The following is a 13,377-nucleotide window of genomic DNA, read 5'->3' as shown; positions in this document are numbered from 1 at the left end:
TGGGAACGCCTCTTGTGACGCTCTGGGTCACGCTTGGGGACGCAGAGCGCCCCTAACTGCATTCCCACGCTCAGCGTTGGAACGATCATCAGGTGCTCACTTGCGCTGTAGCAACCCCGGCAACTGCGCCACCAGCTTCTGGTTGTTCAACGGCGCACGAATAAACCCACGCTGGGTACCATCCGGGCCGATCAGTGCCAGGTTACCGCTGTGGTCGACGGTGTAGTTCGGCTTGTTGGTATCCGCCGGAATGAAGGGAATGCTCACCGCATTCGAAACCTTCTGTACATCCTCCACATTCGCGCCAGTCAGGCCTTGGAACTGTGGGTCGAAGTAACCCAGGTACTGCTTGAGCTGCGCCGGGGTATCGCGGTTCGGATCGACGCTCACCAGGATCACCTGCAACTTATCCACAGCCTCTTTGGGCAGTTCGCTCTTGATCTGGCGAAGCTGGGCGAGGGTGGTCGGGCAGATATCCGGGCAGAAGGTGTAACCGAAAAACAGCAGGCTCCACTTGTCCTTCAACTCATTGACCACCACCGGCTGACCTTCCTGGTCAGTCATGGTCACCGCTGGCAACTGGCGGCTTTGCGGCAGCAGAATGATGCCGGCGTCGATCAGCGCAGTGGGGTCGCCCTGGCCTTTGCCCGAGAGCACTTTGTTGACGGTCAGGCCCATGATCAACGCCACCAGGGCCACGAGGATGAAGACGGTTTTTTGAGTTCGAGTCATAGGTTCAACAATAAGTAGTGGTCTACGAGCAGGGCGATAAACAGCAGCAGCAAGTACCAGATAGAGTACTTGAACGTGTTGATCGCCGCGTGCGGCTGGCTGCCACGGTACAACACCCAGGCCCATTGCAGAAAGCGCGCCCCCAATACCAGCGCAAAGCCCAAGTAGAGCAGCCCGCTCATGTGGATAACGTAGGGCATCAGGCTTACCGCCAGCAGGGCGAAGGTGTACAGCAGGATATGCACCTTGGTGTAGTGCTCGCCATGGGTGACCGGCAGCATCGGGATGTCGGCCTTGGCGTATTCCTCTTTGCGGTGAATAGCCAGGGCCCAGAAGTGTGGCGGAGTCCAGGCGAAGATGATCAGCACCAGCAGCAAGGGTTCGGCACTCACATGCCCAGTGACAGCCACCCAACCCAGCAGCGGTGGCGCCGCACCGGCCAGACCGCCGATGACAATATTCTGCGGCGTCGCTCGCTTGAGAAAGCCGGTGTAGATCACCGCATAACCCAGCAGCGAAGCCAAGGTCAGCCAGGCCGCCAGCGGGTTGGTAAACGCCAATAGCAGAGCCAATCCTGCAATCGCCAGGAACAACGCAAACGCTAACGCCGCCATCGGCGAGACACGCCCCTCAGCCATCGGCCGCTTGTGCGTGCGCGCCATCACGGCATCAATCCGTCGATCCACTACATGATTGACCGCCGCCGCGCCGCCGGCACACAGGGCAATGCCGAGGTTGCCGAACACCAGCACTGTCCAGGGCACACCGGCGCGGGTGGCAAGGAACATGCCCACCAGCGAAGTGATCAGCATCAGCACCACCACTTTGGGCTTGGTCAGCTCCAAATAGTCACGCCAGATCGCCCGGTCGCGACGTGCGCCGATCACGGTCGCCATGGCAGTTCTCCTTTAAGGGTGATCAGACCTGACACCTGCTTGCGCGGGATAAAACGCCAGCCAAACAGGCGCGGGTGTCGCACCCGAACCAGGCTGGTGCGCGCGTGATAATTGACCAGCACCAGCGTCATCAACAACGTTGCCCCGCCAGCGTTGTGCGCGACCGCCACCGGCAGCGGCAGGCCGAACGCCACATTGCTCACCCCCAGGCAGATCTGCGCGGCCAGGGCGATCAACAACAAGCCGGCCAGGCGCGTCATCCCCACTGCCCGCAGTTGCCAGGCCAAACCGAGCAGCACCAGCGTGACCAGCACGGCGCCGATGCGATGCGTCAGGTGGATGGCGGTGCGCGCTTCGCTGTCGAGCTGGCCCCCCAGGTAATTGGGGCCGATGTGCTGGGTCAGGTGAAAACCATTGGCGAAGTCCGCTGCCGGCCACCATTGGCCGTGGCAGGTGGGCAAATCGACACAGGCCACCGCGGCGTAGTTGGAACTGACCCAGCCGCCCAGGGCGATCTGCCCGATCACCAGCACCAGGCCCGCCGTCGCCCAATATTGTAGGCGCTTGGGCACGACCAGCGCCGGTAGTACGCCGGACAGCCGCAGGGTCAGCAGAAACAGCAGGCTCAAGGTCGCAAAGCCGCCCAAAAGATGCCCTGTGACCACTTGCGGCCAGAGCTTCAAGGTCACGGTCCACATGCCAAACGCCGCTTGGGCGAACACCACCGTCAGCAGGAACAGCGGCAGCTTCACCGGCTGGCCCGGATCGCGTCGATGACGCCACGAACGCGCCGCCAGCAGCGCGATCAACAGGCCCAGGCTGCCCGCGAAGTAGCGATGGGTCATCTCGGCCCAGCCTTTGTCGGCCTCCACCGGCGTGTCGGGAAAGTGCAACTCGGCATGAGCCAGTTGGGCTTCGCTTTGCGGCACGCTGATAAAGCCATAGCAGCCCGGCCAGTCCGGACAGCCGAGGCCGGCGTGGGTCAGGCGGGTATAAGCACCGAGCAGCACGACAAACAACGCCAGTAACGTGGCAAACAGCGCGAGGCGAAATCCAGGCTTGGCCATGAGGGTGCCCTTATCCGATGTTCGACAGTTTCAGCAGCAGGCGCAGATCGTTGAGCAAGTCCTTGCCCTTGACCTTGGCGTCGTAGCGCAGCACCAGATTGCCGTGGGGGTCGACGATCCACAATTGCGCATCGCCAGGCGCGGCAGCGTTCCTGGTAAAGGTCGACACATCCAGCGGGTAGCGCTGCAGCTGTGGATATTCGGCTTTGAGCTTGGCCTCGTATTCGCCGCTCAACGGTTGCGCACCCGCCAGGGCATGGCTGGCACGGGATGCATCACGGCCAAGGCTGATCTGCAGCTGACGCGCCAGGTAGACCAGTTGCTGGCAATTGGCAGCACAGGCGGTGGGGGCGGTGACCAGCAGTTGCCAGCGCTGTTCATCGGCCTGCACGCCGATGTCGGCGCGGGTCTGGCCGTTGCCAATCAGTTCGCCGTGATAGCTGCGGCTGTCCGGCACCCAGAACTGCAATTTGTACATGAAGGTGGCCAGCACCATCGGGCCGATCACCATCATCAGGATCAAAATCAGCTGCCAGCGCCCCTTGCGCCGATCAGGCGTGTCAGATGTGCTGGGTGGATTCATGACCGCTCCCATGGGGCTTCTCCTTTTTGTTATGCCATCCGAGGTAGAGGTAAAGCGCCAGCAACGCCATGGCCATGGCGAACCATTGCACAGCGTAGGCCAGGTGTTTTTCCGGGCCCATGGCGACCACAGGCCAGCTGGTTTCGTAGGTACCGGGGCCCGCTTCGGCACGCAGCTCATAGGCAAAGCCACTGCGCCCCAGTTCGCCCCACAGGGCGGCAGGGTGCAGCGCGGTCAGCAGGCGCGGCCATTGCGTGCTGGCCGGGTCGGCATGCAGTTGGAAGGTCTCGCCGGGGGCGACGTACACCCAGGCGTCGAGGTTCAGCGTCTGTTCAGGGGTTGTAAAGGCGGGCGCGATACGCCGGTCCGGCCAGGGCAGCCAGCCGCGATTGAGCAACAGCCACAGGCCGCTGGCCTGGTCATGAAAGGGTTGCAGCAACTCGACACCGGCCTTGCCGTCACGCATGCGGTTATCCAGCAATACGCTGTGTGCACCATCCAGTTGCCCGCGAAGGTGAACGCGACGGAAGGCTGGATCAGCCATGTCATTGAGCTGAGCACTGCTGACCGGCTCGGCGGCGCGGCGCTCGGCATAACGGTCTACCAACAGTTGCTTTTCGTGCCCGCGGGACAATTGCCAAAACCCCAGGCCCACCATCAACGGCAGCAACACCAGTACCACCAGCGTCGGCGCGATGCCCGGGCGAAAGCGTTGCATGGCACTGGCTATACTCGATCTCATCGCCCCTCCCCAATTAGCCCGGAGCCAGACCATGCTCAAAGCCGCCATTGCCCTGATGCTGATCGCGACCGTCGTGAGCCTGTTCAGTGGCTTGTTCTTCTTGGTCAAGGACGAGGGCAACTCCAACCGCCTCGTCACTGCCTTGACCGTGCGTGTCACCCTGGCCGTGATCACCGTGGGCTTGATCGCCTGGGGCTTTTTCAGCGGCCAATTGGTCTCTCATGCGCCGTGGTAAGCCGCGTCAGAGCACATAGACAAAGAAAAACAGCCCGATCCACACCACGTCCACAAAGTGCCAATACCAACTGGCCGCCTCAAAACCGAACTGGTGCTCGGCATTGAAATGCCCGCGCAGGATACGCATCAGCATCACAAACAGAATGATGGTGCCGATGGTCACGTGGGCGCCGTGAAAGCCCGTGAGCATGAAGAACGTCGCGCCGTACACCCCCGAACCCAAGGTAAGGCCCAACTCTTTGTAGGCGTGGATGTATTCCTCGGCCTGGAACCCGAGAAAGGCCAAGCCCAGCAGCACGGTGATCGCCAGCCAGAGTTTCAGCGCACCACGATGGCCTTTGCGCAGGGCATGGTGGGCAATGGTGATGGTTACGCTGGAACTCACCAGCAGGATGGTGTTCACCAATGGCAGGCCCCAGGGGCTGATGGTGCCTTTGGGCGCAGGGTAGAGCTTGGGGTCGGGGTTGTTCAGCAGGGGCCAGGCAAACTCAAAGTTCGGCCACAGCATGTGCGCAATGCCCTTGGGCCCCTCGCCCGCCAACCAAGGCCCGGCCCAGACACGCACGTAGAACAGCGCACCAAAAAAGGCGATGAAGAACATCACCTCCGAAAAGATGAACCAGGTCATGCCCCAGCGGAACGAGCGGTCCATCTGCGCGCTGTACAGCCCGGCGCGACTTTCCTTGATCACCGCGCCAAACCAGCCAAACAGCATATAGGCCAGCAACAAACCGCCGACGAAAAAGATCCACGGCCCGTGGGATTCGGGCCGCGCGGCCTTCAAGTCGTTGAACCACACGGCCAGGCCATACACGGTGACCAGCAGGCCAATCGTGGCAATTATTGGCCATTTGCTTTGCGCTGGTACGTAGTACGTATCATGAGTCGACATGTATTCGCTCTCCTGATTGAGGGGGCAAACAGTAGCTAGCCCCCGGTCCTGACGGCCACGGGCGGCTGGCGCGCAGTGATATCGAACAGCGTGTACGCCAGGGTCAAATGCTTCACATCCTTGGGCATCGCGCGGTCGACGATGAAACGTACGGGCATCTCAATGCGCTCACCGGGCTGCAACACTTGCTGGGTGAAGCAGAAGCATTCGGTCTTGTGGAAGTACATCGCCGCTTCGGCCGGGGAAATGCTGGGTATCGCCTGGGCTGTCATCGGCTTATCGGTGGGGTTGTAGGCCACGAACAGCATCTCGTTGACTGCACCGGGGTTGACCACAATCTCATCGGCCTTGGAGTGGAATTCCCAGACCATGTCGATGGCGTTGGTGGACAGAAACTGCACCCGCACCTGGCGCGAGGGGTCAACCATTTGCTCACCCTCGTACTGCCCGGCGGTCTTGCCGTTGATGCCGAACGCCTTGCACATCACGTCGTAGATCGGCACCAGGGCGAAGCCAAAGGCGAACATCGCCAGCACCAGGATCAGCAGGCGGGTGACCAGGCGCTTGAGCGGGACGGAGTCAGCCATGGCGCCCACCTGGCTTTGGACTTTCTGTGGGAGCTGGCTTGCCTGCGATGAGGGCCTGGGGGTTGGTAGATTCAGCGCCTGACCTACCGCCATCGCGGGCAAGCCCGCTCCCACAGGGGGAGTATAGGGAGGGCTTCATTTGACCTCCGGCGGCGTGGTGAAGGTGTGATACGGCGCGGGTGAGGGCACGCTCCATTCCAGGCCCTCGGCGCCATCCCACGGCTTGGCCGGCGCAGGCGGGCCGCCACGGATGCACTTGATGACAATGAACAGGAAGAAGATCTGCGTGGCGCCAAACATGAAGGCACCAATGGACGAGACCATATTGAAGTCAGCGAACTGCAGGTTGTAGTCCGGCACTCGGCGCGGCATACCGGCCAGCCCCACAAAGTGCATGGGGAAGAACGCCATGTTCATGCCCACGAAAGACAACCAGAAGTGCAGCTTGCCCAAGGTTTCGTCGTACATGTGGCCGGTCCATTTCGGCAACCAGTAGTAGGCCGAAGCGAAGATCCCGAAGATCGCGCCCGGCACCAGTACGTAATGGAAATGCGCCACCACAAAGTAGGTGTCGTGGTACTGGAAGTCCGCCGGCGCAATCGCCAGCATCAGCCCGGAGAAGCCGCCGATGGTGAACAGGATCACAAAGGCCACCGCAAACAACATCGGCGTCTCGAACGTCAGTGAGCCTTGCCACATGGTGCTGACCCAGTTGAACACCTTCACGCCCGTGGGCACGGCGATCAGCAGGGTGGCGTACATGAAGAACAGCTCACCCACCAGCGGAATGCCCACCACGAACATGTGGTGCGCCCACACGATGAACGACAGGAAGGCGATGCTCGCGGTGGCGTAGACCATCGAGGTGTAACCGAACAGTGGCTTGCGCGAGAAGGTAGGGATGATCGAGCTGACGGCGCCAAAGGCCGGCAGGATCATGATGTACACCTCGGGATGCCCGAAGAACCAGAACACGTGCTGGAACAGCACCGGATCACCACCACCGGCCGCACTGAAGAAGCTGGTGCCAAAGTGAATGTCCATCAGCATCATGGTCACGCAGCCCGCCAGTACCGGCATCACCGCGATCAGCAGGAATGCGGTGATCAGCCAGGTCCACACGAACAGCGGCATTTTCATCAGGGTCATGCCCGGCGCACGCAGGTTGAGGATGGTGGCGACCACGTTGATCGCGCCCATGATCGAACTGATGCCCATCAGGTGGATGGCAAAGATAAAGAACGTCACGCTTTCCGGCGCATAAGTGGTAGAGAGCGGGGCGTAGAAGGTCCAGCCGAAATTCGGCCCGCCGCCGGGCGTGAACAAGGTGGACACCAGCAACAGGAACGCCGCCGGCAACAGCCAGAAGCTGAAATTGTTCATGCGCGGCAGGGCCATGTCCGGCGCGCCGATCATCAACGGGATCATCCAGTTGGCCAGGCCAACAAACGCCGGCATCACCGCGCCGAATACCATGATCAACCCGTGCATGGTGGTCATCTGGTTGAAGAACGCCGGCTGCACGATCTGCAGGCCCGGCTGGAACAACTCGGCGCGGATCACCATGGCGAACGAGCCGCCGAGCAGGAACATGGTGAAGGCGAACCACAGGTACATGGTGCCGATGTCTTTGTGGTTGGTGGTCAGCACCCAGCGCATCAAGCCTTTGGCGGGGCCGTGGGCGTGGTCGGCATGACCGTGGTCGATCACAGTGCTCATGGCCGTTCTCCTGCAAGCGAGTGAGCGGGGCGATTCAGGGCATTGGCAATGAAAGTCGTCATTTGCTTTGGGCCTGTTTCAGAGCCAGCACGTCTTTGGGCGTGACCATGTCGCCTTTGTTATTGCCCCAGGCGTTACGCTCATAAGTCACCACAGCGGCGATATCCACTTCAGAGAGCTGCTTGCCGAAGGCTGCCATCGCGGTGCCGGGCTTGCCGTGATACACGATGCTCAGATGGTCTTTGGCCGGCCCGGTGGCGATTTTCGAGCCCTTGAGCGCTGGGAACATCGGTGGCAAGCCTTGGCCCTCGGCCTGGTGACAGGCCACGCAAGTGGTGTGATAGACCTTGTCGCCACGTGCCACCAGTTCGTCCAGTGTCCATTCCTTGGAGGTCAACTCCTTGAGCTTGGCGGCCTCCTCCTTGCGCTCGCCCAGCCAGGTGTCGTAGTCGGCCTTGGACTTGACCTCCACCACGATGGGCATGAAGCCATGGTCCTTGCCACACAGTTCGGCGCACTGACCACGGTAGATGCCGGGCTTCTCGACGCGAGTCCAGGCCTCGTTGACGAAGCCGGGGATGGCGTCGCGCTTGACCGCAAAGGCCGGCACCCACCAGGAATGGATCACATCGGCGGCGGTCACTAGAAAGCGCACCTTGGCGCCCACCGGCAATACCAGCGGCTGGTCGACTTCCAACAGGTAGTGCTCACCCTTGGTGGCCTGGTTATGGATCTGCTCGGCGGGGGTGGCCAGGTTGCTGAAGAACTCCACATCCTGACCCAGGTATTTGTAGTGCCACTTCCACTGATAGCCGGTGACCTGGATATCGATATCCGACTCACTGCTGTCGTAGATGTTGATCAGGGTCTTGGTGGCCGGAATAGCCATGGCCACCAGGATCAGCAAGGGCACCACGGTCCAGAGGATTTCCACGGTGGTGCTTTCGTGGAACTTGGCCGCTACCTGGCCCGTGGACCGACGGTGCAGGATCATCGACCAGAACATCGCGCCAAACACGACGATGCCGATCACCACACAGATCCAGAAAATGGTCATGTGCAGGTCAAACACAGCGTGGCTGACTTCAGTAGCCCCTGGCGCCATATTCGTAGTCCAGGCGGCGTGCGCCTGGCCGAATACCGACCACAACAGGAGGCCCATCCAAACGTGTGGATGTCGCGTCATTGCGGGTTCCCCTTTATGTTTCTTGTTATCCCGCCGGTTTGCACCTGCGGCGAAGGGAGCGGCTTCCATACTGCTTACAACCGCCAAGCCTTGCCTGCGTCATGCAGTTGGGCGTCATCAGCTAATTGCGTACAAAATCGAGTATAGACAGCCGTAGCAACCCCGCAATGTGTGGGGGCAAATGAATAGAAACAGACAGACGGAGCCCGTAAAATAGGCAGCGGAATCGTTTATCCGACGAACGATGGCATTTCGATATAACCCCTGCCTATAACCATGAAATAATTATGACAAATGCGTCTTAGGCGCTCGTATAAACGAACTACCTTATCTTCTCCCTTTTCCTACGCCTGCTTCACTGGAGCCCTCATGAACACCGCCGCATTGCGCGAGCAGATTTCCCGTGCCCATCAACACGAAGCCAGCACCGGCCAGCTCGTCAGCCAGCTGAAAAAACAAGTGCCGCACCTGCATTCGTCCATCGCCCTGGCTGACGGTGATCGCAACATGGTCATGACCCGTTTTGTGACCGCTTACATCGACCTGGTTCCTGATTTGCTCGACGCCGCCAATGACGTGGCCCGTGAGGCCGGGATTGAAAGCCAGATCAAACCGGTACTGAAAATCGCTGAACATTTCTTCCTGCAGCCGCCAGCGATTCTGGCCGGCCACGACGGCCTTGATGGCCTGCTGGATGAGGCCTACCTGGCGCATCGCCTGGTCGAAGAAGTAAACGATCTGTATATCAAGCATTTTGGCCAGCCGTTGATTCCAGCGGATACCACCGTGGCCAACGTGATCGCCCATCAACTGATCGGTGAAGACTTCGCCAATCAATTGGATGAAGCCGTGCACCTGGCGGTGGATGAGATGCTTAACGAGGAAAGCTTTGCGCTGGAGTCGGTCGAGGCCTATCGCGAACAGCTCAAGAGCCCGCAGACCGAAGCGTCCTGGAAGCGCTGGCCATGCCTGTCGCGCCAGCTTGGGGTTGAGCTGTCGCTGGATCAGCCGGCATAGACTTCAGATCCGATAGGGGATTCAATGTGGGAGCCGGGCAAGCCCGGCTCCCACAGTTTTTTGAAGGGTCAGGCAGGCGCTGAGCCGATCCCCACTGTCGTTCGCACCCGACCTTCCAGCCGACGCTTCAACCCACGCGCCTCGATCACCAACGTCGAGCCCTTGGCCGCATTGGCCCGGCCCCATTCTTCCAGCAACTCCAGGCAAGAGTGGTCGATGTAACTCAAGTTGCTCAACGGCACATGCAGGGTGGTCCCCGCAGGCACCGCCGACAACACCTGAGTCAACGCCGGCACCTTCAGAAAGGTCGCCGCCCCCGTCAAACGCAGCTCCATCTCACCTTCCTGGGGCAGGTCGATCAGGCTGACTTTCAGGCGCGAGGCCTTGAAGGCCAACTTGAGCAATGTGAGCCCGAAGCCCACCAGCACGCCGGTCAGCAAATCGGTAAAGATGATTGCCAGCGCGGTGGCCGCATAGGTGAACATCGGCATCCGCCCATAGCGCCCCAGCGCCTTGAACGCCTTGACGTCTACCAGCTTGATCCCGGTGTATACCAGCACACCCGCCAGGCTCGCGACCGGAATGCTCTGCAGCACGCTCGACAGCAAAAGCACGAAACCCAGCAACCACAGGCCATGGAACATCGCCGACAGACGCGTGGTAGCACCAGCCTGGACGTTAGCCGAGCTGCGTACGATCACACCGGTCATTGGCAATGCACCCACCAGGCCGCAGAGCATGTTGCCCACGCCTTGGGCCGACAATTCCTTGTCGAAATCGGAACGTTGACCACTGTGCATACGGTCCACCGCTGCGGCAGACAGCAGGGTTTCGGCACTGGCAATAAACGCCACGGCGAATGCCGCGATCAAAAGCTGTGGATCTGCCAGGTTCAGCAGGTCGCTGGGGCGCAGCCAGTCGATAGCGTCCGCCAGGTTTTCCGGGACTTCCACGCGCTTGACCTGCAACGCCAGCACCAGGCTGGCGACGGTCGCCAGGCCCACGCCAAGCAACGCGCCAGGCACAAACCGCAGTTGTTGCGGGCGGAATTTGTCCCACAGGTACATCACCAACATCGTCGACAGGCCGAGTACGCCAGCCTGCCAGCCGAGACCGCCGCCGAAGGTAGGAATCGCTTCAGCCAGCGCTGCCGGGAAGCCAGCCAGGTTATCCAGCCCTGACGGCTTGGGCGCGCCGTCGAGCATCACATGGATCTGCGACAGCACGATCAACACGCCAATGCCGGCCAACATGCCGTAGACCACCGCCGGCGCGGTGACGCGAAACCAGCAGCCCAGGCGCAAACGCCCGGCCACCAATTGCAGGAAGCCGGCCAGCAACAGGATCGGCCCCAGCATCAGCATGCCGTGCTGGCGCACCAGTTCGAACACCAGTACCGCCAGACCCGCCGCCGGGCCGCTGACTTGCAGCGGCGAGCCGGCCAACCAGCCCACCACCAAGCCGCCGATGATGCCAGTGATCAGGCCTTTGGCCGGCGGCATGCCGGACGCAATCGCGATGCCCATGCACAGTGGCAAGGCGACCAGAAAAACAACCACCGAGGCGAGCAGCTCCCGTGGCAATACAGCTTTCAATTGAGCAGCACGCATGATGACTCTCCCGAGGCATTCGCCGGGCGCGGTAAAGCCTGGCTGCATCCATGGCAGCCACCGCATTACCCGGCAGGGAAGTGTTTTAGAAGCGCGCTTTAGGCGTCGCTGAAGGGATCGGCTCGGTGCCGTTCAGCGGTCGGAACGCCGCTTTGTCCGCATCGTAGGCCCGGATTTCGCTGGTCTCGATGTTGTAGATCCAACCATGGATAAACAAATGACCATTGGCCATGCGCGAAGCCACGGAAGGGTGGGTGCGCAAATGTTGCAGTTGGGCGATAACGTTTTCTTCGGTCAGCACCGCCATGCTCTCGCCTTCGTTGGCGCAGTCGCAGTTGTCATGGACCATTGTCTTGGCGACCTCGGCGTGACGCAACCAGGCCTTGACCGTTGGCATCTTCTCCAGGCTGTCGGGGTTGAGCACCGCACGCATGGCGCCGCAGTCCGAATGCCCGCACACGATGATGTGCTGTACGCCAAGGGCGAGCACCGCGTACTCGATAGCGGTGGAAACACCACCGTTCATCTGGCCGTAAGGCGGCACCACGTTACCGACGTTACGGGTCACGAACAGGTCGCCTGGGGAGCTTTGGGTAATCAGCTCGGGCACGATGCGCGAGTCGGCGCAGGTGATGAACATCGCCCGTGGGCTCTGGGCGGTGGCGAGTTTCTTGAAGAGTTCTTCCTGCTGGGGGAAGACGTCGTGATGGAAATGCAAAAAGCCGTCAACGATATGCTGCAGCGCTGCATCGGCGGATTCCGCCACCTGAGGGGCTGAAGCCGACGCAGCCAACGGCTGTTTATCCTTGTCACTCATGATTCATCCTCTTGATCAATGCAGGGGAGGGTTCAGGTCAGTTCGACGCCATGGCGGTGAAATAGTTGTAAAACAAGCACCGGCCAGGCCGCCGACTCATCAGTCACTCGCTGAACAAGGTAACCGTCGAAACTTAACTCAAACTGAATGAACCGCTCTAGAACGCGGGTTTCAGTGATGTCAAAACGCGACTATTCCTACAGCAGAGATGCACACCTCTCCATCAGTCTACAACAAAGCCATCTGCCTGCCCGGTGGGCAAAACGCCGTGCAATCAAGGTTGAACCCTTCCCGCCGATTCAGCCCCAGACGCTTGATCGCCTTGCTGAAACGCTGCGCCAGCAAATCGGCAAACGGCCCTTCACCGCGCATACGCACGCCAAACCGGCTGTCATACACCTCACCCCCGCGCACCTGGCGCACCAGGCTCATCACATGGGCCGCACGCTGGGGGTAATGGGCCGCCAACCACTCCTCGAATAACGGCGCCACCTCCAACGGCAGGCGCAGCATCATATACGCCGCGCTTTGTGCGCCGGCCGCGTGAGCTTCGGTAAGCAGGCTCTCCAGCTCGCTGTCGTTGATCATCGGGATCATTGGCGAGCACAGCACGCCCACCGGGATACCCGCGTCGCGCATTACCCGAATCGCCCGCAGCCGTGCCTTGGGCGCTGCGGTGCGCGGTTCCAAGATGCGCTTGAGCTCATCGTCCAGGCTGGTGAGGCTGATCATCACCGCCACCAGGCGCTGGCGGGCCAACTCGGTCAGCAGGTCGAGGTCGCGCAGGATCAGCGAGCCCTTGGTGATGATCGTCACTGGGTGGCGGTAGCGCAGCAGGACTTGAAGGGTTTGCCGGGTGATCCGGTATTCGCGCTCGATTGGCTGGTACGGATCGGTATTGGAGCCCAGGTTGATCGGCGCACACACGTAGCCCGGCTTCGACAACTGCTGTTCCAGCACATCGGCCGCGTTGCTCTTGGCAATCAATCTGGTTTCAAAGTCCAGCCCGGGCGACATGTCCCAATAGGCGTGGCTTGGCCGTGCATAGCAGTAGATGCAACCATGTTCACAACCGCGATACGGATTGATGGACCGATCAAACGGCAAGTCCGGGGAGGTGTTGCGGGTGATGATGGTCTTGGCCGTTTCGATACGCACTTCGGTGCCTTGGGTCGGCGGCACTTCCTGGTACCAACCGTCGTCCTCGGCCACGCTGACGGTGGGTGCAAAGCGATTGTGCAGGTTAGTGGCCGTACCCCGGCCACGGGGCGGCAGCGCAGTAGACATGAAAA

Annotated in this window: 14 protein-coding genes; 2 read left to right on the top strand and 12 right to left on the bottom strand. The window is 60.8% G+C overall.

Annotated elements, in window-relative coordinates:
• Nucleotides 1-96: 96 nt before the first annotated feature.
• The 5 genes from BT199_RS19630 to BT199_RS19610 are packed head-to-tail and all read right to left on the bottom strand — an operon-like array spanning nucleotide 97 to nucleotide 4,020.
• Entirely contained in the window at nucleotides 97-732 is a 636-nt protein-coding gene (locus BT199_RS19630; protein WP_072435320.1) for an SCO family protein, read from the bottom strand.
• On the bottom strand, nucleotides 729-1,628 hold the full coding sequence (gene cyoE / locus BT199_RS19625) for a heme o synthase (RefSeq protein ID WP_072435319.1): 900 nt from the start codon (nucleotides 1,626-1,628) through the stop codon (nucleotides 729-731). The genes BT199_RS19630 and cyoE overlap by 4 nt, the downstream gene beginning before the upstream one ends.
• Nucleotides 1,616-2,695, bottom strand: coding sequence for a COX15/CtaA family protein (locus tag BT199_RS19620; protein WP_014716328.1), 1,080 nt, complete (start codon nucleotides 2,693-2,695; stop codon nucleotides 1,616-1,618). The genes cyoE and BT199_RS19620 overlap by 13 nt, the downstream gene beginning before the upstream one ends.
• Before the next feature lie 10 nt (nucleotides 2,696-2,705).
• Nucleotides 2,706-3,290 carry a hypothetical protein gene (locus tag BT199_RS19615; protein WP_014716327.1) on the bottom strand — a complete coding sequence of 195 codons (585 nt, stop codon included), beginning with the start codon at nucleotides 3,288-3,290 and terminating at the stop codon, nucleotides 2,706-2,708.
• A complete protein-coding gene (locus BT199_RS19610; RefSeq protein WP_032872186.1) occupies nucleotides 3,256-4,020 on the bottom strand; it encodes an SURF1 family protein in 765 nt (254 codons plus the stop codon). The genes BT199_RS19615 and BT199_RS19610 overlap by 35 nt, the downstream gene beginning before the upstream one ends.
• A 31-nt stretch (nucleotides 4,021-4,051) precedes the next feature.
• On the opposite strand from BT199_RS19610, the gene BT199_RS19605 reads away from it, so the two are divergent.
• Entirely contained in the window at nucleotides 4,052-4,255 is a 204-nt protein-coding gene (locus BT199_RS19605; RefSeq protein ID WP_003187345.1) for a twin transmembrane helix small protein, read from the top strand.
• Nucleotides 4,256-4,261: 6 nt separating this feature from the next.
• Here the strand turns inward: BT199_RS19605 and BT199_RS19600 are convergent, their stop codons facing one another.
• The 4 genes from BT199_RS19600 to coxB form a co-directional block, all read right to left on the bottom strand.
• The gene (locus BT199_RS19600; protein ID WP_003187344.1) at nucleotides 4,262-5,149 is read right to left on the bottom strand and encodes a cytochrome c oxidase subunit 3; all 888 of its coding nucleotides are present in this window, start codon (nucleotides 5,147-5,149) and stop codon (nucleotides 4,262-4,264) included.
• A 35-nt stretch (nucleotides 5,150-5,184) separates the two neighbouring features.
• The gene (locus tag BT199_RS19595) at nucleotides 5,185-5,736 is read right to left on the bottom strand and encodes a cytochrome c oxidase assembly protein (protein ID WP_003187340.1); all 552 of its coding nucleotides are present in this window, start codon (nucleotides 5,734-5,736) and stop codon (nucleotides 5,185-5,187) included.
• 135 nt (nucleotides 5,737-5,871) lie between these two features.
• Nucleotides 5,872-7,455 (bottom strand): cytochrome c oxidase subunit I, encoded by a 1,584-nt coding sequence (gene ctaD / locus BT199_RS19590; RefSeq protein ID WP_003187339.1) that lies wholly within the window; start codon nucleotides 7,453-7,455, stop codon nucleotides 5,872-5,874.
• Nucleotides 7,456-7,513: 58 nt separating this feature from the next.
• A complete protein-coding gene (gene coxB / locus BT199_RS19585; RefSeq protein ID WP_014716323.1) occupies nucleotides 7,514-8,641 on the bottom strand; it encodes a cytochrome c oxidase subunit II in 1,128 nt (375 codons plus the stop codon).
• Between the two features lie 369 nt (nucleotides 8,642-9,010).
• Here coxB and BT199_RS19580 point away from each other — a divergent pair, with 369 nt between their 5' ends.
• Entirely contained in the window at nucleotides 9,011-9,658 is a 648-nt protein-coding gene (locus BT199_RS19580) for a hypothetical protein (protein WP_003187334.1), read from the top strand.
• A gap of 68 nt (nucleotides 9,659-9,726) precedes the next feature.
• On the opposite strand, the gene BT199_RS19575 is transcribed toward BT199_RS19580, so the two are convergent.
• The 3 genes from BT199_RS19575 to BT199_RS19565 form a co-directional block, all read right to left on the bottom strand.
• Nucleotides 9,727-11,268: a SulP family inorganic anion transporter gene (locus BT199_RS19575; RefSeq protein ID WP_014716321.1), complete on the bottom strand. Its 1,542-nt coding sequence runs from the start codon at nucleotides 11,266-11,268 to the stop codon at nucleotides 9,727-9,729.
• A gap of 85 nt (nucleotides 11,269-11,353) precedes the next feature.
• Nucleotides 11,354-12,085, bottom strand: a complete 732-nt coding sequence (locus BT199_RS19570) for a carbonic anhydrase (protein WP_003187331.1) — start codon at nucleotides 12,083-12,085, stop codon at nucleotides 11,354-11,356.
• Between the two features lie 228 nt (nucleotides 12,086-12,313).
• The gene (locus BT199_RS19565) at nucleotides 12,314-13,372 is read right to left on the bottom strand and encodes a PA0069 family radical SAM protein (RefSeq protein WP_072435318.1); all 1,059 of its coding nucleotides are present in this window, start codon (nucleotides 13,370-13,372) and stop codon (nucleotides 12,314-12,316) included.
• Nucleotides 13,373-13,377 lie beyond the last annotated feature (5 nt).

The sequence above is a fragment of the Pseudomonas sp. NFR02 genome (assembly GCF_900119375.1).
Classification (GTDB): Bacteria; Pseudomonadota; Gammaproteobacteria; order Pseudomonadales; family Pseudomonadaceae; genus Aquipseudomonas; species Aquipseudomonas paracarnis.
Note: the sequence above shows the minus strand (reverse complement) of the source record. Positions and strands in the feature narration are given on the sequence as shown.

Excerpts from the sequence above, each read along its gene's own strand:
- BT199_RS19565 (WP_072435318.1), bottom strand. The coding sequence starts at position 13,372 with ATGTCTACTGCGCTGCCGCCCCGTGGCCGGGGTACGGCCACTAACCTG.
- BT199_RS19620 (WP_014716328.1), bottom strand. The coding sequence starts at position 2,695 with ATGGCCAAGCCTGGATTTCGCCTCGCGCTGTTTGCCACGTTACTGGCG.
- BT199_RS19570 (WP_003187331.1), bottom strand. The coding sequence starts at position 12,085 with ATGAGTGACAAGGATAAACAGCCGTTGGCTGCGTCGGCTTCAGCCCCT.
- BT199_RS19600 (WP_003187344.1), bottom strand. The coding sequence starts at position 5,149 with ATGTCGACTCATGATACGTACTACGTACCAGCGCAAAGCAAATGGCCA.
- cyoE (WP_072435319.1), bottom strand. The coding sequence starts at position 1,628 with ATGGCGACCGTGATCGGCGCACGTCGCGACCGGGCGATCTGGCGTGAC.
- BT199_RS19575 (WP_014716321.1), bottom strand. The coding sequence starts at position 11,268 with ATGCGTGCTGCTCAATTGAAAGCTGTATTGCCACGGGAGCTGCTCGCC.
- BT199_RS19605 (WP_003187345.1), top strand. The coding sequence starts at position 4,052 with ATGCTCAAAGCCGCCATTGCCCTGATGCTGATCGCGACCGTCGTGAGC.
- BT199_RS19630 (WP_072435320.1), bottom strand. The coding sequence starts at position 732 with ATGACTCGAACTCAAAAAACCGTCTTCATCCTCGTGGCCCTGGTGGCG.
- BT199_RS19615 (WP_014716327.1), bottom strand. The coding sequence starts at position 3,290 with ATGGGAGCGGTCATGAATCCACCCAGCACATCTGACACGCCTGATCGG.
- ctaD (WP_003187339.1), bottom strand. The coding sequence starts at position 7,455 with ATGAGCACTGTGATCGACCACGGTCATGCCGACCACGCCCACGGCCCC.
- BT199_RS19610 (WP_032872186.1), bottom strand. The coding sequence starts at position 4,020 with ATGAGATCGAGTATAGCCAGTGCCATGCAACGCTTTCGCCCGGGCATC.
- BT199_RS19580 (WP_003187334.1), top strand. The coding sequence starts at position 9,011 with ATGAACACCGCCGCATTGCGCGAGCAGATTTCCCGTGCCCATCAACAC.
- BT199_RS19595 (WP_003187340.1), bottom strand. The coding sequence starts at position 5,736 with ATGGCTGACTCCGTCCCGCTCAAGCGCCTGGTCACCCGCCTGCTGATC.
- coxB (WP_014716323.1), bottom strand. The coding sequence starts at position 8,641 with ATGACGCGACATCCACACGTTTGGATGGGCCTCCTGTTGTGGTCGGTA.